This window comes from Streptomyces sp. SID5464, from assembly GCF_009862985.1.
GTDB classification, from domain to species: Bacteria; Actinomycetota; Actinomycetes; order Streptomycetales; family Streptomycetaceae; genus Streptomyces; species Streptomyces chartreusis_D.
Genome location: NZ_WWIQ01000073.1, coordinates 152,385 through 170,266, shown reverse-complemented (window position 1 = coordinate 170,266; position 17,882 = coordinate 152,385). Strand labels below are relative to the sequence as shown.

19 protein-coding genes and 1 pseudogene are annotated in these 17,882 nt (G+C 68.7%); 10 read left to right on the top strand and 10 right to left on the bottom strand.

Translation table 11 applies throughout. The annotated features are described in order from the left end of the window. Positions 1-156: 156 nt before the first annotated feature. A complete protein-coding gene (locus GTY47_RS35670) occupies positions 157-774 on the top strand; it encodes a GNAT family N-acetyltransferase (protein ID WP_010040424.1) in 618 nt (205 codons plus the stop codon). A gap of 218 nt (positions 775-992) precedes the next feature. Here GTY47_RS35670 and GTY47_RS35665 read toward each other — a convergent pair whose 3' ends face one another. Further along, complete coding sequence (locus GTY47_RS35665) at positions 993-1,598, bottom strand: TetR family transcriptional regulator (RefSeq protein ID WP_010040422.1); 606 nt, start codon at positions 1,596-1,598, stop codon at positions 993-995. A gap of 112 nt (positions 1,599-1,710) precedes the next feature. Here GTY47_RS35665 and GTY47_RS35660 point away from each other — a divergent pair, with 112 nt between their 5' ends. The 6 genes from GTY47_RS35660 (at position 1,711) to GTY47_RS35640 (ending at position 5,904) form a co-directional block, all read left to right on the top strand. Beyond that, on the top strand, positions 1,711-2,295 hold the full coding sequence (locus GTY47_RS35660; RefSeq protein WP_010040419.1) for a dihydrofolate reductase family protein: 585 nt from the start codon (positions 1,711-1,713) through the stop codon (positions 2,293-2,295). A gap of 26 nt (positions 2,296-2,321) precedes the next feature. Next, a complete protein-coding gene (locus GTY47_RS41480) occupies positions 2,322-2,597 on the top strand; it encodes a hypothetical protein (RefSeq protein WP_078602838.1) in 276 nt (91 codons plus the stop codon). 84 nt (positions 2,598-2,681) lie between these two features. Beyond that, on the top strand, positions 2,682-3,095 hold the full coding sequence (locus GTY47_RS35655) for a YciI family protein (RefSeq protein ID WP_010040417.1): 414 nt from the start codon (positions 2,682-2,684) through the stop codon (positions 3,093-3,095). Between the two features lie 28 nt (positions 3,096-3,123). Then, the gene (locus GTY47_RS35650) at positions 3,124-4,344 is read left to right on the top strand and encodes a sigma-70 family RNA polymerase sigma factor (protein WP_010040410.1); all 1,221 of its coding nucleotides are present in this window, start codon (positions 3,124-3,126) and stop codon (positions 4,342-4,344) included. Positions 4,345-4,499: 155 nt separating this feature from the next. Further along, positions 4,500-5,654 (top strand): inorganic phosphate transporter, encoded by a 1,155-nt coding sequence (locus GTY47_RS35645; RefSeq protein WP_010040408.1) that lies wholly within the window; start codon positions 4,500-4,502, stop codon positions 5,652-5,654. A 16-nt stretch (positions 5,655-5,670) separates the two neighbouring features. Then, positions 5,671-5,904 carry a hypothetical protein gene (locus GTY47_RS35640; RefSeq protein WP_010040406.1) on the top strand — a complete coding sequence of 78 codons (234 nt, stop codon included), beginning with the start codon at positions 5,671-5,673 and terminating at the stop codon, positions 5,902-5,904. Between the two features lie 71 nt (positions 5,905-5,975). Here GTY47_RS35640 and GTY47_RS35635 read toward each other — a convergent pair whose 3' ends face one another. The 5 genes from GTY47_RS35635 to sodN all read right to left on the bottom strand — a co-directional run bounded on the left by GTY47_RS35635 (position 5,976) and on the right by sodN (position 11,096). Beyond that, positions 5,976-6,533, bottom strand: coding sequence for a hypothetical protein (locus GTY47_RS35635; RefSeq protein WP_010040404.1), 558 nt, complete (start codon positions 6,531-6,533; stop codon positions 5,976-5,978). Between the two features lie 55 nt (positions 6,534-6,588). Beyond that, positions 6,589-7,254, bottom strand: a complete 666-nt coding sequence (locus GTY47_RS35630) for a hypothetical protein (RefSeq protein WP_029181208.1) — start codon at positions 7,252-7,254, stop codon at positions 6,589-6,591. Beyond that, a complete protein-coding gene (locus tag GTY47_RS35625) occupies positions 7,251-7,643 on the bottom strand; it encodes a hypothetical protein (RefSeq protein WP_010040400.1) in 393 nt (130 codons plus the stop codon). The genes GTY47_RS35630 and GTY47_RS35625 overlap by 4 nt, the downstream gene beginning before the upstream one ends. Continuing rightward, entirely contained in the window at positions 7,643-10,036 is a 2,394-nt protein-coding gene (locus GTY47_RS35620) for a glycoside hydrolase domain-containing protein (protein ID WP_010040397.1), read from the bottom strand. The genes GTY47_RS35625 and GTY47_RS35620 overlap by 1 nt, the downstream gene beginning before the upstream one ends. Positions 10,037-10,700: 664 nt before the next feature. Next, entirely contained in the window at positions 10,701-11,096 is a 396-nt protein-coding gene (sodN, locus tag GTY47_RS35615; protein ID WP_010040396.1) for a superoxide dismutase, Ni, read from the bottom strand. Between sodN and sodX the strand changes: the two are divergent. Next, positions 10,984-11,541: pseudogene (gene sodX, locus GTY47_RS41990) on the top strand (nickel-type superoxide dismutase maturation protease); the annotation flags it as partial. The gene sodN and the pseudogene sodX overlap by 113 nt on opposite strands. Positions 11,542-11,558: 17 nt before the next feature. Here sodX and GTY47_RS35605 read toward each other — a convergent pair. Next, positions 11,559-12,218 carry a CGNR zinc finger domain-containing protein gene (locus GTY47_RS35605; protein WP_010040394.1) on the bottom strand — a complete coding sequence of 220 codons (660 nt, stop codon included), beginning with the start codon at positions 12,216-12,218 and terminating at the stop codon, positions 11,559-11,561. A gap of 89 nt (positions 12,219-12,307) precedes the next feature. On the opposite strand from GTY47_RS35605, the gene GTY47_RS35600 reads away from it, so the two are divergent. Next, positions 12,308-13,078, top strand: coding sequence for a class I SAM-dependent methyltransferase (locus GTY47_RS35600; RefSeq protein ID WP_010040393.1), 771 nt, complete (start codon positions 12,308-12,310; stop codon positions 13,076-13,078). 55 nt (positions 13,079-13,133) lie between these two features. On the opposite strand, the gene GTY47_RS35595 is transcribed toward GTY47_RS35600, so the two are convergent. Genes GTY47_RS35595 through GTY47_RS35585 form a run of 3 tightly spaced genes read right to left on the bottom strand, consistent with a single transcriptional unit; the run spans position 13,134 to position 15,827 of the window. Then, a complete protein-coding gene (locus GTY47_RS35595; RefSeq protein ID WP_029181207.1) occupies positions 13,134-13,895 on the bottom strand; it encodes an amino acid ABC transporter ATP-binding protein in 762 nt (253 codons plus the stop codon). Beyond that, positions 13,892-14,836, bottom strand: coding sequence for an amino acid ABC transporter permease (locus tag GTY47_RS35590; protein WP_010040391.1), 945 nt, complete (start codon positions 14,834-14,836; stop codon positions 13,892-13,894). The genes GTY47_RS35595 and GTY47_RS35590 overlap by 4 nt, the downstream gene beginning before the upstream one ends. A 31-nt stretch (positions 14,837-14,867) precedes the next feature. After that, on the bottom strand, positions 14,868-15,827 hold the full coding sequence (locus GTY47_RS35585; RefSeq protein WP_029181206.1) for an ABC transporter substrate-binding protein: 960 nt from the start codon (positions 15,825-15,827) through the stop codon (positions 14,868-14,870). 625 nt (positions 15,828-16,452) lie between these two features. Here GTY47_RS35585 and GTY47_RS35580 point away from each other — a divergent pair. After that, the gene (locus tag GTY47_RS35580; protein WP_010040387.1) at positions 16,453-17,685 is read left to right on the top strand and encodes an NADP-dependent malic enzyme; all 1,233 of its coding nucleotides are present in this window, start codon (positions 16,453-16,455) and stop codon (positions 17,683-17,685) included. The last annotated feature ends 197 nt before the right edge of the window (positions 17,686-17,882 follow it).

Genomic DNA, 17,882 nt, shown 5'->3' with positions numbered 1-17,882 from the left:
CTACGAACCGCATTCCGTTAGGAGCTCTAAGGCCGGTGACTACAGCCGCTTTGGGCAACTGTTCGATGAAATCCCGCCAAGCTCCCGCCCCGTTCGCCGGGGCGGCTCCCAACCGCCCTACGATCAACGCCCGTCGGACGAGTGAAGGGGCGGGACATGGGTGTGGCGATCCGCACGGCGGGCGAGGGCGACCGGGACCTGGTCGTCCGGCTGCTGGACGAGGCGTTCCAGGACGACCCCGTGAGCGGCTGGGTCTTCCCAGGGGCGGAGGACCGTCGTGCCAACCATCCCGCACTCATGGCCGCCTTCACCGACATCGTGCTCGCGGCCGGGCGTATCGACCTCACCGAGGACGGCTCGGCCTGTGCGCTGTGGCTCTCCATGCCGGCCGACGACCATGACGGCGACGCCGAGGACGACGGTCCGGCCCAGGTGCGGCACGCCGTCGACCCGGACAACGAACGCATCGAGGCGATCGGCCGGCTGACCGCCGCCATCCACCCCTCCGGGCGGGCCCACGAGTACCTGTGGATGATCGGCGTCGCCCCCGGCCGACAGGGTGAGGGTCTCGGCACGGCGCTCATCGCGTCGGTCCTCGACCGTTGCGATCGCGAGGGACTGCCCGCCTACCTGGAGGCGAGCAACGCCCGCAGCCGCAAGCTGTACGAGCGCCTCGGCTTCGAACTCGCCGGCCCGGTGCTCGACCTCCCGGAGGGCGGCCCGACCATGTGGCCGATGTGGCGCGAACCCCGTCCCGCAGGGACGGCGTCCTGACTCTCCGCCGACCCCCGGCCCGGCCGGCCCCGTGGTCCGACCGACACCGTGGCCTGACGGGCCCCGTGGCCTGACGGGCCTCGGCTTGACCGGCCCCCGGCCTGACGGGCCCCCTTCCCTGGCCCGTCTGGCCCTCCCGGCCGACTTCCCCTCCGACCCTCCCGGCCGGCATGGCCCCTCCGCCCCCGGGCCGGCCGGACCCAACCTCCCCCGGCCGGTCAGCCCCCGGCCTCCTCCCCCTCCGGCAGCACCGTCGCCACGATCTTCTGCACCAGCCCCTCCGGCACGCTCACTCCGGGCAGTACACCCTCCAGGACGCCCGGCAGGGTCAGATGCTCCAGGAGGAGGCCGAGCATGGCCAGGTACAGCACGGCGACGGACTCGTCGCCGCCGGGCAGGCCGGCCGTCCGGTGGAACTCCATGGCCTCCTCCAGGTCACCGCGCACCGACTTGGTGTAGGAGGCGAGCAGTTCGGGACGCCGGGTGGCCTCCAGGCGCAGTTCCATGAGGGCCAGATAGCCCGTGCGGTCGCGGGTCGCGCGGGCCATGAGGTCGTACATGAACGCCGTGACCAGTGAGCGGTCCTTGGGGCGGGTCATCAGCTCGGCGACCACGTCGGGGTCGGGCGCGAGCCGTACGTGCAGCCGGGTGTCGATCTGGCGCAGCAGGTCGCCGCGGTCCGTGAAGTAGTTGGAGGCCGTGCCCAGGGGCACGCCGGCCTCCGCGTCCACCGCGCGGAACGTCAGCCCGCGTGCTCCCTCGCGCGCGAGCACCTCGACGCCGGCGTCGACGAGCGCGGCCCTGCGCCCGGGATTGCTGACCATGCGGAGTCCCTTCTCCCACTTTCCACGGTTCGCGGATAATCCCTTGCAACCACTACATCAGGAGTACTACAACTGAAGTCCTTGTAGCGGCAGCCTACGAAATGAGACCGGCTTGCGAAAGCTCACGTACTTCATCGCCTGCTCCATCGACGGCTTCATCGGGGACCCGGGCGGCGACGCGACGTCGATGCTCCGCTTCGTCGACGGGGAGTTCCTCGCCTTCCTGAAGACGGAGTATCCGGAGACCGCGGCCACCCAGGGCCGCCGGGCCCTCGGCTTCGACGACCTGCCGAACAAGCGGTTCGACACCGTCGTCCAGGGCCGCGGCAGCTACGAGCTCGCCTTGAGGGAGGGCATCACCAGCCCCTATGCCCACCTGCGCGAATACGTCGCCTCCAGCACGCTGAAGGAGTCGCCCGACCCGAACGTCGAGATCATCGCGGACGACCTCGTCGGCAAGGTCCGCGAACTGAAGGCCGAGGACGGCGAGTTCGGCATCTACCTGTGCGGTGGCTCGCGGATCGCGGGCGAACTGCTCGACGAGATCGACGAGCTCGTCATCAAGACCTACCCGCTCGTGTACGGCGCGGGCATGCCGATGTTCGGTTCCGGATTCGCGATCTCGGAGTTCACCCTCGAGTCGGTGCGCACGTTCGGCAACGGGGTGCTGGTGCGCACCTACAGCAGGAAGCGCTGAGCCGCCGACCGGCCTACCCTGAGGACATGGGCAGCGAAGGACATGTCTGTCCGACCTGCGGACAGCCAGTGGAAACGGTCGTCCGGCGCCACAAGACGCTGGGCGCGTGGGTCCCGCTGTGGGTGGCGGGTCCCTGCCGCAACCCCGAGTGCGGGGCCTACGAAGCGGAAACCGCCGAGGGCGATCAGGCCGCCGAGGACACCCGGAGCACCGCCCCGCCCCGGTCCGCCGAGCGCACCGCCTCACCTGCGACGACGTCGCCCGAAGACGCCCCAGGAGAAACTGTCGCGGAAAATTCCTGAGCTCGTGTCGAGAATCCCGGCCCGGCTCCGACGTCCCCTGTGAGAGCCGCCCGCCAGGGCGGTGAGAGCCGAAGGAGCGGACTGATGAAGTACCTGGTCATGGTGCAGGGCACACAGGCGGACTACGAGGCCATGCGCGGCAGGGCGTCGGCGAACTCCCCCGCGTGGAGCGAGGAAGAACTCCAGGCCATGTTCGCCTACATGGGCGCCATCAACGACGACCTCTCCGAGACGGGCGAATTCGTCGACGGGCAAGGCCTGGCCGAACCGGCGCAGACCCGGCACGTCACCCTCGGTGACGACGGCAAGGCAGTGATCACCGACGGGCCGTACAGCGAGACCAAGGAGCTGCTGGCCGGCTACTGGGTCCTGGAGTGCGAGAGCCTGGATCGGGTCACCGAGATCGCCGAGCGTGTCGCCCGGTGTCCCCAGCCGGCCGGCGCCCCCGACCACCCGGTGGTGATCCGTCCGATCATGGACGGCTCCGGGGAGATCTGAGGGCCTGGATACGCCGACGGGCGCGCCGGTGAGGAGCACACCCGAGATCGAGGACCTGCTGCGCCGTGACGCGCCGCAGGTCCTCGGTGCGCTGGTCAGGCGGTACGGGCACTTCGACGCCGCCGAGGACGCCGTACAGGAGGCGCTGCTCGCGGCGGCCGGGCAGTGGCCCGAGGCGGGCGTGCCCGGCAATCCGCGCGGCTGGCTGATCAAGGTCGCGTCGCGGCGACTGACCGACGCCCTGCGCAGCGAGGAGGCGCGGCGGCAGCGCGAGGAGCGGGCGGCGGCGCTCACGCCCCGCGACGCCTTCACCGCACCGCCGCCCGGGGAGCGGGCTCCCCGCGAGGACGACACCCTCTCGCTGCTCTTCCTGTGCTGCCATCCGGACCTGACGCCGCCCGCCCAGATCGCGCTCACGCTGCGCGCCGTCGGCGGTCTGACCACGGCGGAGATCGCCCGCGCGTACCTGGTGCCGGAGGCGACGATGGCGCAGCGGATCAGCCGGGCCAAGCACAAGGTGCGGGGCGTGCGCTTCGGTCGCCCGGAGCGCTGGGAAGAGCGGCTGCCGTCCGTCCTCCAGACCCTCTACCTCATCTTCAACGAGGGCTACACGGCCACCTCCGGAGCCGCTCTCCAGCGCCGGGACCTCGCGGGCGAGGCCGTACGCCTGGCCCGTACGGTCCACCGGCTGCTTCCCGACGACGGTGAGGTGGCCGGCCTGCTCGCGCTGATGATGCTCACCGACGCCCGCCGCGATGCGCGCAGCGGACCGCACGGCGAGTTGATCCCCCTCGACGAGCAGGACCGGGACCGGTGGGACAAGGCCGCGATCGAGGAGGGTGTCGCGCTGGTCACCTCGGCGCTGTCCCAGGGTCGGCCCGGGCCGTACCAGCTGCGTGCCGCGATCGCCGCCGTCCACGACGAGGCGCCCTCACCCGAGGCGACGGACTGGACCGAGATCCTGGGCCTGTACGACGTCCTCGTCCGTCTGGTCCCCGGCCCCGTCGAACGACTCAACCGCGCGGTCGCCGTCGCCATGGTCCACGGCCCGCACGCCGGCCTGGTCGAACTGGACGCCCTGGCAGGCGAGTTGAAAGGGCACCGCGTGGACGCCGTACGGGGTCACCTCCTGGAACGCGCGGGCGACCCCCAAGCCGCCCGGGCCGCCTACGAGTCGGCGGCCGCGCAGACCCTCAGCCTGCCCGAGCACCGTTACCTCCAGGCACGGGCCGCGCGGTTGAGGGACTAGCGTGGGGACGTGGGCATGAGGGTCTGCCGTGGTTCGGGAAGGATCCGCAGGTGCGCGCTGGTGGAGGGGCGACGTCGCCGCCACCCGCGTGAACCTTGACCAGCCTTTGCCTCGCCGTTCCCCGCCTATTGGCCTGCACTTGTTTGCATTCAGGAATGGACCACATCACGTTCCTCGTGGCGGTCGTCATCGTGACGGCGCTAGCCTTCGACTTCACCAACGGATTCCACGACACGGCGAACGCGATGGCCACGTCCATCGCCACCGGCGCACTCGCTCCCCGTACGGCGGTCCTGATCAGCGGTGTCCTCAACGTGGTCGGTGCCTTTCTGTCCACCGAGGTCGCCAAGACCATCTCGGGCGGCATCGTGGACGACACCCTCGTCACCCCGGGCATGATCTTCGCGGGGCTCGTCGGCGCGATCCTCTGGAATCTGCTGACCTGGCTGCTGGGACTGCCGTCGAGTTCCTCGCACGCCCTGTTCGGCGGGCTGATCGGGGCCGTGTGGGTCGGGGCGGGCAGCCACGGCGTCAACTTCGACAAGGTCGTCGAGAAGGTGCTGGTGCCGGCGGTGGCCTCGCCGGTCGTGGCCGGTGCCGCCGCGCTGCTGGCCACCTACCTCGCCTACCGGCTCACCGACCGCGCCCGCAAGGACTCCGTGACCAAGGGCTTCCGGATCGGTCAGATCGCCTCGGCCTCGCTGGTCTCCCTCGCCCACGGCACGAACGACGCGCAGAAGACGATGGGCGTCATCACCCTCACCCTGATCTCGGCCGGGGCGCTCGGCCACAACGCCGGGCCGCCCCTGTGGGTGATCGCGTCCGCGGGCATCGCCATCGGCCTCGGCACGTATCTCGGCGGCTGGCGCATCATCCGCACCATGGGCAAGGGTCTCACCGAGATCCAGTCGCCGCAGGGCTTCGCCGCCGAGACCGCCTCCACCGCCGTCATCCTGACGTCCGCACACCTCGGTTTCGCCCTGTCCACCACTCAGGTCGCCTCCGGCAGCATCCTCGGCGCGGGGCTCGGCCGCAGGCTCGCGGAGGTCCGCTGGGGCGTCGCGGGCCGCATGGCGGTGGCGTGGCTGATCACGCTGCCCGCCGCCGCGCTGGTCGGTGGCCTGGCCGCGAGCGTGGTGCAGAGCGGCGGCGACCTCGGTACGGCGGTCGTCGCCCTGGTCGGCGCGGCCCTCGCCACGGGCATCGTGGTCGTCTCCCGCCGCAACCCGGTGCACGCGCACAACGTCAACGACACGCACGAGGTCACCATCCGCACCGAGCCGCCGGCCAAGGTCGGCACGGCCGCCTGAACGAAGGGGAGTCGACATGCATCTGGACTGGACCGCACTCGGCCAGGTCACCGCGGTGAGCATCGGCGTCACCGTCGCGGTGGTCGTCGTCTTCGCCCTCGGCGTCCTCGGCCTCGCCCAACTGGAGGGCGCCCGCGAACAGCAGGGCCGTACCTCCGCCCTCGGCCTCACCCAGGCGACGCTGTGCTTCCTCGCCTGCGCGGCCGTGGTGGCGTACGGGATCGCTCTGATCGTCCCGCAGTTCCACTGACCGGCACCGACCGTCCCACGCCGAAGGGGCCCGGCCGGTCCTCCCGGCCGGACCCCTTCGGTTGGTGGTGATCAGTCACATGCCGCGACGGTCTTTTCCCGGTCGATGATCGCGACACCGTTCGACCACATGATGGCCGTCACCGAGGCGCAGTCCACCGAGTCGCTGCCGGTGGTCTCGTACTTCACCGGCCCCGCGTACTGCGAGAAGGTGCCCTCGTCCACCTTGCACGGCACATCGGTCTTGTTCGGGCACAGCTTGAGCTTCATCTTCTTCGCGGTGCCGAGGTTGTTGTCGAAGACCGCGCACGCCCCGTGCCTGCCGGTCGTGTGCTTGGTGTAGGTGAACAGGGTCCCGAAGCGCCGTTCGTCGGGAAGGCGTTCCGCTCTTTCCAGCTCGTATCCGCTTCCGCACAGCGAGGCTGTGGCGCGGACCGCCGCCAGGTCCTCGGCTGCGGCGGCGCGGGTCTGTGGGTTGCGCGCGCCGGCTTCGGAGAACTGGACGCCGGTCCCAGGGACGACCATGCCGGTGCCCGTGGAAGCGTGGTCCTCCGCGACGGCCTGGGGAGCGGCTACGAGAGCGGAGAGGAGAGCAGCGGCCGGGGCAACGGCGCGTAGCAGTGTGCGCATGGAACTCCGAGTTCCCTTCTTCGAGGACTGGACTGGTGCTGAGGACTGGACTGGTTCAGAGGTAAGCCGCGGCATTTTTCCGGCGGCTCGGGAGGAACGGGTCGATCGATCCGGCGCCGGATCCCGGGCCTGCATCCTCGCCACGGATCCGGCGGGCTAGCTGGGCAAGTCTGGGATCACCGGGGTGCACGTCGATCTGAAAGTGGGACTCCTTGACCGGCTTTGCGTGTCCGCCCCAGGCGATGACGCCCTGGCAGTCGGCGAGGATGTCCGCGACGACGACCCTCTCCAGATCGGACAGGCCGGTGCCCTTCTGCGCTCCCAGCGGATAGAAGAGCGGGCGTACCGCGATCGCGGTACCGGACAGGTGGTTCGACTCGAAGCCGGCCGCGACAGCGCCGCGGTCGGTGTGGCCCCGAACGTCGCCGGGGCGGAGCATGTCGATCTCGTACGCGAACCGGCGGACCACGTGGAGCAGCACCGTGGCCACGTCGCCCTTCAGCAGCGGCACGTCGACGGCGGTGCCTTCGACGCGGAAGAGCGCGATGCGGTCACCGTCCACGACGGGCCAGCCGTTCTCGGACCGTCGGCCAGGCCACGCGTTCGGCCCGGGAGCGGATGCGGCAGCGGTGGGAGCAGTCGCGAGGAGCGCTCCTGCCGTGAGACCGGCGGCCAGGCCGAGAGTCTGACGGCGGGTGAGTATGTGAGCGGTGTCGCTCAACGCGTGTGTCCTTTCCGGTAGCGGCGGTAGGTAAGGACCGCCAACGTCACCAGGCAGCCGGTCAGCACGGCCATACAGGTGAACAGGAGTGGATTGACCCAGCCGCTCACGAGTTCCTTCCGCGCGCCGTCGTCCCAGTGGCAGGTGGCGTGCAGCGGGAAAACGCCGTCCTCGTAGCGGTCGAAGCGGACGATGGGGCGCCTGTCGAAGAAGTCGGGACAGGCATGCGACGGGAAGGCGAAGTGGACCTGGGACCAGCCGAGCAGGTAGCAGAGGGTCCCCGTGGCGGTGGATGCCTTGAGCAGGCCGAGAAGACGTCGGCCCTTCCGGACGCGTACGAAGGCCAGACCGAAGCCGACGAAGAGCACCGCCAGGATCCAGGAATCCATCAGTCCGCACCGTCCGCGAACAGCCTGGCGTGGTTGGACTTCATCTTCGCCTGGCTGCGGGCCTCAAGCCCGGCGCGAGCGATCAGCGCTTCGGCGAAGCCGAGGCAGTAATTCCTCAGCCTGTCCTCGGGAAGCAGGTGGGAATAGACCATGGCGGCTCCGCCCGTCTGCTGTTCGAGGAAGATACGTCCGACATTGACGAGCGGATCGTCGATCGACGTGAGGATGTGGAACGCGGCGTCCACTGCGGTGGCCTGCGAGGTGCCGAACCGCTTGGCGAGGTAGTCCCTGAAGCGGGTTATCCCGCCGGACTTCTCGTAGTGCTCGCGCACGGCCGTGGTGATGGGCACACCGGATCGCATCTTCTCGGCCAGGAGGAACCCGTCGGCGTCCTCGACGAGGTCGTTGAAGCCGAATGAGGAGGCCACGCCGATCTTGCCGAGGCGTTCGGTGCAGTAGGTGTAGCCGTTGGCGAAGGAGTCACTGTCGCGACGCCATTCCCCGTAGAACGTCATCAGGTCGCCTGCCCACCCGGCCACGTCACCCCGGTTGGCCTTGCGCTTGTCGGACAGTGGCGGCTTGATCATGTGTCCGGCCGCGGTGGCCAGCAGGTGCTGTGGGCCCATGGTCTGCCCCGTGAAGGGGTCGGTGAAGTCGGACAGCAGCTCAACGCCCCGGCTGTTGGCGTACTCGATGAACGCCCAGTCGACTTCGCCGATCAGGTTCTTCCACTCGCGCCCCGCGTAGCGCTCCTGCCGGTAATAGTCCGTGACCAACCGGTTCGGGTCGCCCTTTCCGTAGCTCTTGGCCAGGCTGTAGAGCCGGTCGATGTTCGCCAGGAAGTCCGCGGCGGGGGACACGACACGGTTGACGTCCTTCTGGCTGTTGTCGGAGCCGGCCCGGTGCGCGTCGCGGTCCAGCCAGAAGGTGTCACTGCCGTTGGTGACCTTGTATTCCTTGATCTGGTTGAACGACCAGTTCGCCGGCAGGGGGAAGCCGAGGTTGCCGGAGAAACCCCAGGACATGCCGGAGACGAACGAGTATGCGGCGTAGCTCTCCTTCGTCACCTCCGCGCACACATTCCGGGAACCGTACACGCCGTGGAGGTACCGCTTGCCCTTCGAGGCGAGGCCGGAGGTGACTCCGCGGAAGTACTCCTGGATGCGCGGCATGTCCTCCTGCGTCGCGTCGTAATCGACAGCGAAATAGATCACCGTGCCCCGGTTGAAGCCGAAGTGAGCGGCCTGGTCATGGGCCCACTGGCCGTGCTTGTAACCATTGCCCCAGTAGTACTCCGACAGGCTCCTGCCGTGGTCCTGGAAGATCGGGAAAACGCGCAGCCCGGCCTTGAAGATGTTGTCGAGCTCGCCCGGCTCCAGCATCTTCGTTCCGCCGCCCGCCGAGGCCTCGTTGAGGTACCGGCCGACATACCGGTAGCCGTCGGCGTACATCCTGGCGCCGCGGGAGGGGGTGATCGTGTAGGCGGTGTCGGAAGCCGTGGCCGGCCGGTCGGGGTCTCCCATGGACACCAGGAGCTGCGCCCAGGTGGTGTAGTCGCCCTTTCCCGTGACGGGGAGTTGGGAGAACGTCTGGAACGCCTTCACCCAGCCTTCGACGTCGGCATCCCATGTGTCGGTGAAGTGGGTGGCGGCGTCGGGCTCGCCGTATCCGGGAACGGGCTCGTTGAACACGCAGGCCGCGGAGAAGAGTTGGACGAACAGGCCGGACGACCCGGGGCCGACGGTGTGCGCTTTGATGCCGGACTGCGTGCCGGGACCGAAGTTGCCGTTCGCGTCCGTCTCCGCGATGCCGATCGCCAGCTGGATCGCCTTCATCAGCGACTGCTGCACGTCCCGCGAGTAGATCCCGTCAGCGGGGCCTATGAAGAACGTCTTCTTCGTCCAGTAGTTCTTGTTCAGCCACTGCTGGATGGACCGGATCTTGTCCGTGCCTCCGGCGACGGTGATGTAGGCGTCCATGTTGAGAAGGGCCTTGAGCACCTTCGCCTGGACCACCCCGCCGTCCTTGGGCAGGCCCATGTTCTCTTTCACCTTGTCGACCGCCGCCGCGGCGTCCGTGTCGAACTGGGCCACCGCCGTGTCGCCGCCCCAGTAGCCCTTGCAGAACAGGGCGTGGCGGATGATCTTGACGATGTTGGCGTTCTTCTTCCACCCGAGGCCGATGGTGCCGAGCGCGGTGACCTTGGCTAGGGTGCCGTCCCCGAAGCTCGCCACGACGGGACTGATGCCGAGCTCGTGCTGTAACCCCATGGTGAGGGCGTACATGGTGGCCCAGCCGGTCTTTCCGTCCTCGGGGCACTTCGCGTAGCCCGACACCTTGCCGTAGGTGGCGTTGACCCATTTTTGGGCAGCGAGAACCTTCTCATCAGCCATGTGGCGGCTTCTCCTCCAGCGGTCGGAGTTCTCAAAAACGTGAGTGAATGGGGATAAAAGGGAGCAGAGCCGCGCATGTCAGCCCAGGCAGTTCACTGCGCTAGGTGTCAGGGGAGCCGTATGAAGGCGGGCAGGCAGGCAAGGCCGAATCGGCGTGCGCCAAAAGCCCGGCACCGAGGCATGACGATGTATCCCCCCATGGCGACGGCGTCCCCCCATGTGCTGGGTGACGCACTGTCTGGCAGCTTGGTCACGCTGCGTTTGCGGAGGTCACCATAGGCACAGGCCAAAGCTGAGGGTCAAGAGACCCAGGTGGTGCGACGGAGGAATGGCGTGAACGCGTCATACAGTCGGCGAGAGGTCAGGGGTCGGCATGTCCCCCTGTTCATCTGCCAGTTCACTGTGTGACTGGTGTGAAAGAAGAGTGAGTTTCCGGTGCGCACGCCGGCTCGCGGTGGCTGATTCTCTCTTCGCGTCCCTCGTGCCGCTCGGCGCCGGCGGGAGAGCCCCTCAACCGCCGCCGCTGGAAGGCGGAGTGGATGGCAGGAAGAAAAAGGCCGCACCCGGACCGTCATGGACGCCGTTTTCGGCGGCCTGTGGACCGGGTGCGGACCAGGAGACGCTGCAACCAGAGAAATCGCAGGTCAGGGGGCATGATTCAAGATCAGGCCTTCTTGGTCTCCCAGAAGATCTTGTCGATCTGGGCGATGTAGTCCAGCGCCTTCTGGCCGGTCGCCGGGTCGGTCGAACCCTTGGCGGCCGAGAGGGCCTTGAGGGTGTCGTTGACCAGCTGGTGCAGCTCGGGGTACTTCTCGAAGTGCGGCGGCTTGAAGTAGTCGCTCCACAGCACGGACACGTGGTGCTTCGCGAGCTCCGCGCGCTGCTCCTTGATGGTGGTGGCACGCGCCTGGAAGTGCGGGTCGTCGTTGCCGGCCATCTTCTCCTGGATGGCCTTCACCGACTCCGCCTCGATGCGGGCCTGGGCAGGGTCGTACACACCGCAGGGAAGGTCGCAGTGTGCGCTGACCTTGACCTTGGGGGCAAACAGGCGGGAAAGCATGGAGCATTCCTTCCTCGTGATCGTCTTCTCACAGGGGACATTACTCCGTGGGGGAGCGGTTTTCGCGAGTGCCCCCATGGGCTTAGGACAAAAGTCCGGGGTGAGACTGAGACTGGTGGACGAAGAACCGGGGAGGTGCCGGGTGATGCCGGAGCTGTCGCAGGAGTCCGAGCGGGGGAGGTCGGCCGCGCCCTTCGGGGTGGCCGAGGTGACCGGTCCGTCCATGGTGCCCACGCTGTACCACGGGGACCGGCTCCTGGTGCACTACGGAGCCCGGATCAAGCCAGGTGACGTCGTCGTGCTGCGGCACCCCTTCCAGCAGGACCTGCTGGTCGTCAAGCGGATCGCCCAGCGGCGTGAGAACGGCTGGTGGGTGCTCGGGGACAACGCGTACGCCGGCGGTGACAGCACCGACTACGGCGTCGTGCCCGACGACCTGGTGCTGGGACGGGTCCGGTTCCGCTACCGGCCGCGCAGGCCCGGCCTGCGTTCGCCCTGGGCGCTGCTGGGCTGGGCGCTGTCGGCCGCCAGGCCCGTGTTCTCGGGCAGGTCGGGCCGGGTCGCTTCGAGGCGCTTGCGGGCGCGGTAGGCCGCCACGTTGGCGCGGGTGGCGCAGCGGTCGGAGCAGTAGCGCCGGGAGCGGTTGGTGGAGGTGTCCAGGTAGGCGTTGCGGCAGGGCGCGGCCTCGCACAGGCCGAGCCGGTCCACGCCGTACTCGGTCAGGTGGAACGCCAGCCCCATCGCCGCGATCGCCGCGTAGCCCGCGGTCGCGTTGGACGGGTGGTCCGCCAGGTGCATGTGCCACAGGGGGCGGCCGTCGTCGTCGCGGATGTCGTGCCCGGAGATCTGCGGGCTCACCGGGAACTCCAGCAGCAGTGAGTTCAGCAGGTCCACGGCGAGCTGCTCGTCGCCGCTGTCGGCCGCCTCGAAGACCGCGCGCAGCCGGGTCCGGACCGAGCGGAAGCGGGTCACGTCCGCGTCCGTGGCGCGGCGCGCCGCCGACTGCTGGGCGCCGAACAGCTCGCGGACCGCCTCGACCGACGTCAGGGAGTCCTTGCCCCGGGCCGGTTCCTCCGTGTTGACGAGGCGCACGGCATAGTCCGAGTAATAGGCCAGTTCCACTTGTAGTCCTTACGGAGGGGCTTTATTGTCGTGAGCGCGCACTTGTAACAGCTGATTGTGCTTCCAGGGTATTACGAGGGAGGGGCTCGATGACGGACGCGGACATCACCACGGCCACCACCGACTGGCAGGCCTGGCAGCAGAGCTGGGACCGGCAGCAGGAGTGGTACCTGCCCGACCGCGAGGAACGCTTCCGGATCATGCTCGACATGGTCGAGGCCCTCGTGGGCACCGCCCCGCGCGTGCTCGACCTCGCCTGCGGCACGGGCAGCATCACCGCCCGGCTGCTCGCCCGGTTCCCGGAGGCCACCAGCACCGGCGTCGACCTCGACCCGGCCCTCCTCGCCATCGCCCGGGGCACCTTCGCGGACGACGAGCGGGTCGGCTTCGTCACCGCCGACCTCAAGGACCCCGACTGGCCGGCGAAGCTGCCGTACGACTCGTACGACGCCGTCCTGACCGCGACGGCCCTGCACTGGCTGCACCGGGAACCCCTCGCGGACCTCTACGGCCAGGTCGCGGGAGTGGTCCGCGACGGCGGTGTCTTCATGAACGCGGACCACATGATCGACGAGACGACTCCCCGGATCAACGCCGCCGAGCGCGCACAGCGCCACGCCCGCATGGAACAGGCCAGGGAATCCGGCGTCCTCGGCTGGACGGAGTGGTGGCAGCTCGCCGCCGAGGATCCGGTCCTCGCGGAGCCCACGGCCCGGCGCTACGAGATCTACGGCGACCACGCGGACGGCGACATGCCGTCGGTGGCGTGGCACGCGGGCGTGCTGCGCGAAAAGGGGTTCGCGGAGGTCAGGCCGGTGTGGTGCTCGCCCTCGGACACCCTGCTGCTCGCCATGAAGTAGCACGCCGAAGGGGGCGGTACGGAGTTCCCGTACCGCCCCCTCGGTGTGTGCGACGTCAGAGCACCTTGGACAGGAACGACTTCGTCCGCTCGTGCTGCGGGTTCGTCAGCACCTCGCGCGGGTGACCGGATTCCACCACCACACCGCCGTCCATGAAGACCAGGCTGTCGCCCACCTCTCGGGCGAAGCCCATCTCGTGCGTCACGACGATCATCGTCATGCCGGACTCGGCGAGGTCGCGCATGACGTCCAGGACGTCACCGACCAGCTCCGGGTCGAGCGCCGACGTCGGCTCGTCGAACAGCATCAGCTTCGGGTCCATGGCGAGGGCCCGGGCGATGGCGACGCGCTGCTGCTGGCCGCCGGAGAGCTGTGAGGGGTAGCTGCCCGCCTTGTCGGCCAGGCCCACCCGGTCCAGGAGTTCCAGGGCCCGCTGCCGGGCCTGGCTCTTGCTCACGCCCTTGACCTGGACCGGTGCCTCCATGACGTTCTCCACGGCCGTCATGTGCGGGAACAGGTTGAAGCGCTGGAAGACCATGCCGATGTCCCGGCGCTTGAGGGCGACCTCGCTGTCCTTCAGCTCGTAGAGCTTGTCGCCCTTCTGGCGGTAGCCCACCAGCTCCCCGTCCACGTACAGGCGGCCGGCGTTGATCTTCTCCAGGTGGTTGATGCACCGGAGGAAGGTCGACTTGCCGGAGCCGGAGGGGCCGATGAGGCAGAACACCTCGCCGGACCTCACCTCCAGGTCGATGCCCTTGAGGACTTCTACGGGACCGAAGGACTTGTGGACGCCTTCGGCCTTGACCATGGCAGTCATGCGGTACCTCCCGCCGACGGACGGTTCGACAGGGACAGCAGGTTGGCCTTGATCTTCTGGAACGGGGTGGCCGGGAGCGACCGGCTCGAACCACGCGCGTAGTACCGCTCCAGGTAGAACTGGCCGATGCTGAAGACCGAGGTCAGCAGCAGGTACCAGGCCGCCGCCAGGAACAGCATCTCGGCGGGGGCGCCGGAGGTCTGCCCGATGTCCTGGGCCACGCGGAACAACTCGGAGTACTGGACGACCGAGACCAGCGAGGTCGTCTTCAGCATGTTGATGACCTCGTTGCCCGTCGGCGGCACGATCACGCGCATCGCCTGCGGGATGACGATCCGGCGCAGCGTCTTGGAGTGGCTCATGCCCAGCGCGTGCGACGCCTCCGTCTGGCCCTCGTCGACCGAGAGCAGACCGGCGCGGCAGATCTCCGCCATGTACGCCGCCTCGTTGAGGCCGAGGCCCAGCAGCGCCGTCAGGAACGGGGTCATGAAGTCCGACCACTCGTCCTTGTAGAACGGCCCGAGGTTGATGTACTCGAAGACCAGGCCCAGGTTGAACCAGACCACCAGCTGCACCAGGACCGGCGTACCGCGGAAGAACCAGATGTAGAACCACGAGATCGCCGAGGTCACCGGGTTCTTCGACAGGCGCATCACGGCCAGCATGATGCCGCCGACGACGCCGATCACCATGGACAGGACGGTGATCAGGAGGGTTCTGCCCACGCCCTGCAGGACGCGGTCGTCGAAGAAGTAGTCCGGGATTGCGCCCCAGTTGATCTTGCCCTGGGAGAACGCGTAGACGACCCCGACCAGCAGGGCGATGGCGACGACGGCGGAGACGTACCGCCCGTAGTGCCGGACCGGGATGGCCTTGATGGCCTCCGGTCCGGCCGGGGGCGTGTCGGACGGCCCCGACGTCTTGTCGATGTCAACAGTCACGGGTGTTGCCTTTCAGTGCCGCTGCGTCGCGTCACTTGCCGCCGGCGTTGATGGTGGCTTCCTGGACGGCGCCGTCCGTCACGCCCCACTTCTTGAGGATCTTCTCGTACTCGCCGTTCTTGATGATCGCGTCCAGCGCGGCCTTGAGGGCGTCGCGGAGCTGCGTCTGGTTCTTGGCGACCGCGATGCCGTACGGAGCGGCCTGGACCTGCTCGCCGACCAGCTGGAAGTCCTTGCCGCCACCGGAGGTCTTCACGGCGTACGCGGCGACCGGGAAGTCGGACGAGCCGGCGTCGGCGCCGCCCGCGCGCAGGCGCGTCTGGGCCTGCTGGTCGTTGTCGAACGCCTCGATCGAGAGCTTCTTGCCGGCCGGGCACTTCTTCGCCTCGGCGTTGGCGAGTTCCTCGGAGACCGTGCCGCGCTGGAGCACGATCTTCTTGCCGCACAGGTCGGACCAGTTCTTGATGCCCTGGTCGTCGCCCTTCTTGGTGTAGATCGAGACACCGGCGGTGAAGTAGTCCACGAAGTCGACGCCCTCGCCGACCTTCTTGCCGGTCTTGGAGTCGATGCCCTCCTGGCGCTCCTTGGAGTCGGTCATCGCGGACATCGCGACGTCGTACCGCTTGGAGCGCAGGCCCGTGATCAGCGTGTCGAAGGTGCCGTTCTCGAACTGGAAGTCGACACCGAGCTGCTTGCCCATGGCGGCCGCGATGTCCGGGTCGATGCCGACGACCTTGCCGGAGCTGTCCTTGAACTCGACCGGGGCGTACGCGATGTCCGCACCGACCTTGATGACGCCCTTGTCGCGGATCGACTGCGGCAGCTTGTCGGCGAGCGGGGCCGCGGCCGTGGCGGTCTCGCTGTCCTTCCCGGTGTCCTTGGTCTGGTCACCGCATCCGGTGAGCATCAGCGCGCCTGCGACCGCGATCGCACCGACCGCTGCTAGCCGGGAGTGCGCGGCGGTCGTACGACGGGTGGAGCTTGCGGTCATGGTGGGTTCCTCCGGCGGATGGGTGGAGTTGCCGATGGGGCTGAGCGCTGCCGATGGGTTCGGCAGTGCCGTGGACTGCCGACGGTGCCGGCAGTGCCGTGGGTCGACGAGAACACACGTCTTCGAGTGTCGCGACCTCGTGTGATTACGGCATCTTGCCATTCGGACTGCGCCATTCTGGGGGCCAGCCATGTCAAAATCGGATAACGGGCGACCCCCGAACCGCACCACTCCGGTACATCACGGCCGGACCTTCTGCGGGAATCATTCCTTCCGGCAGGAAGATCTTCGGTATGTCCCGGGAATCCGATACGGGGCCCGAGGGATTCGCCGACGCTTGAGCGGTTGTCAAGGGTTTGTCCAGACCTTGTCCCGATATTGGACGAAGAGTCAGGGCGCCCGTGTGTGACCTTCGCGTTATGGACTCGTCGTCGGCGCCGTCCGTCCGGTAAGAAGGTTCTTTACACCCCTCATCCGGGGCTCAGGGCGCGTGTGCGGCGCGCCCATCGCGTATGCGCCCGTACGTATCACGTACACAGCACGACCACGGCCGTACGCGGTCCCGCCCACGCCTCACCAGGAGTGGCCACCCTCAGACCAATGAAGATTTAAGGGGTAAAACGAAGTGGCAGCGGAGATCGTCAATCCTCGCAGCGAGAGCACGACGGACCATACGGGTCACGAGGGCGGTGCGGAGCCCCTCGACTCCTTCGATCCGGCGTTCGCGCTCCACCGCGGCGGCAAGATGGCCGTGCAGGCCACGGTGCCGGTCCGTGACAAGGACGACCTGTCCCTGGCGTACACGCCCGGCGTCGCGAAGGTGTGCAGCGCGATCGCGGAGCAGCCGGAGCTGGTGCACGACTACACGTGGAAGTCGTCGGTCGTCGCCGTCGTGACGGACGGTACGGCCGTGCTGGGGCTCGGTGACATCGGGCCCGAGGCCTCCCTCCCGGTGATGGAGGGCAAGGCGATTCTGTTCAAGCAGTTCGGCGGCGTGGACGCGGTTCCGATCGCGCTCAACTGCACGGACGTCGACGAGATCGTCGAGACGGTGGTGCGGCTCGCGCCGTCGTTCGGCGGCGTCAATCTGGAGGACATCTCGGCGCCGCGGTGCTTCGAGATCGAGCGGAAGCTCCAGGATGCGCTGGACATTCCCGTCTTCCACGACGACCAGCACGGTACGGCGGTCGTGACGCTGGCGGCCCTGCGGAACGCCGCGCGGCTGAGCAAGCGGGCGCTGGGGGAGCTGCGGGCCGTCATCTCCGGCGCCGGTGCGGCGGGTGTCGCGATCGCGAAGATGCTGGTCGAGGCCGGGATCGGGGATGTCGCGGTGGCCGACCGCAAGGGTGTCGTGTCGGCGGACCGGGACGATCTGACGCCGGTGAAGCGGGAGCTGGCCGGATTCACGAACAAGGCGGGCATCAGCGGGTCGCTGGAGGCGGCGCTGGCCGGGGCCGATGTGTTCATCGGGGTGTCCGGTGGGACGGTGTCGGAGGACGCGGTGGCGTCGATGGCCGACGGGGCGTTCGTTTTCGCCATGGCGAACCCGAATCCCGAGGTGCACCCCGAGGTCGCGCACAAGTACGCGGCCGTCGTGGCGACCGGGCGGTCGGACTTCCCGAACCAGATCAACAACGTGCTGGCGTTTCCGGGGATCTTCGCGGGTGCACTGCAGGTGCGGGCGTCGCGGATCACGGAGGGCATGAAGCTGGCCGCCGCGGAGGCGCTGGCGGGTGTGGTCGGGGACGACCTCGCGGCCGACTACGTCATCCCGTCGCCGTTCGACGAGCGGGTCGCGCCGGCGGTGACCGCTGCGGTGGCGGCGGCTGCCCGGGCCGAGGGTGTGGCTCGGCGGTGACGCCGTAGCGCGTCGCGCGGAGCGCGGAGCGTGGACTGCGGTGATGTGAGTGGCCCCGCCCGGGTGGGCGGGGCCACTTTTGCCGTTTGGGTGCGGCTGTTCGGGTGGTGCGGGGTACCTGCGGCGGCCTGTGCGGCTTCGGTGGGGGCGCGCGTGGCGCCTCCGCGGGTGCGGTGGGTCGGGGCCGTGCCGGGGGG

Coding starts and splice junctions, on each gene's coding strand:
- GTY47_RS35670 (WP_010040424.1), top strand. CDS start 157: ATGGGTGTGGCGATCCGCACGGCGGGCGAGGGCGACCGGGACCTGGTC.
- GTY47_RS35665 (WP_010040422.1), bottom strand. CDS start 1,598: ATGGTCAGCAATCCCGGGCGCAGGGCCGCGCTCGTCGACGCCGGCGTC.
- GTY47_RS41480 (WP_078602838.1), top strand. CDS start 2,322: ATGGGCAGCGAAGGACATGTCTGTCCGACCTGCGGACAGCCAGTGGAA.
- GTY47_RS35655 (WP_010040417.1), top strand. CDS start 2,682: ATGAAGTACCTGGTCATGGTGCAGGGCACACAGGCGGACTACGAGGCC.
- GTY47_RS35645 (WP_010040408.1), top strand. CDS start 4,500: ATGGACCACATCACGTTCCTCGTGGCGGTCGTCATCGTGACGGCGCTA.
- GTY47_RS35640 (WP_010040406.1), top strand. CDS start 5,671: ATGCATCTGGACTGGACCGCACTCGGCCAGGTCACCGCGGTGAGCATC.
- GTY47_RS35635 (WP_010040404.1), bottom strand. CDS start 6,533: ATGCGCACACTGCTACGCGCCGTTGCCCCGGCCGCTGCTCTCCTCTCC.
- GTY47_RS35625 (WP_010040400.1), bottom strand. CDS start 7,643: ATGGATTCCTGGATCCTGGCGGTGCTCTTCGTCGGCTTCGGTCTGGCC.
- GTY47_RS35620 (WP_010040397.1), bottom strand. CDS start 10,036: ATGGCTGATGAGAAGGTTCTCGCTGCCCAAAAATGGGTCAACGCCACC.
- sodN (WP_010040396.1), bottom strand. CDS start 11,096: ATGCTTTCCCGCCTGTTTGCCCCCAAGGTCAAGGTCAGCGCACACTGC.
- GTY47_RS35600 (WP_010040393.1), top strand. CDS start 12,308: ATGACGGACGCGGACATCACCACGGCCACCACCGACTGGCAGGCCTGG.
- GTY47_RS35595 (WP_029181207.1), bottom strand. CDS start 13,895: ATGACTGCCATGGTCAAGGCCGAAGGCGTCCACAAGTCCTTCGGTCCC.
- GTY47_RS35585 (WP_029181206.1), bottom strand. CDS start 15,827: ATGACCGCAAGCTCCACCCGTCGTACGACCGCCGCGCACTCCCGGCTA.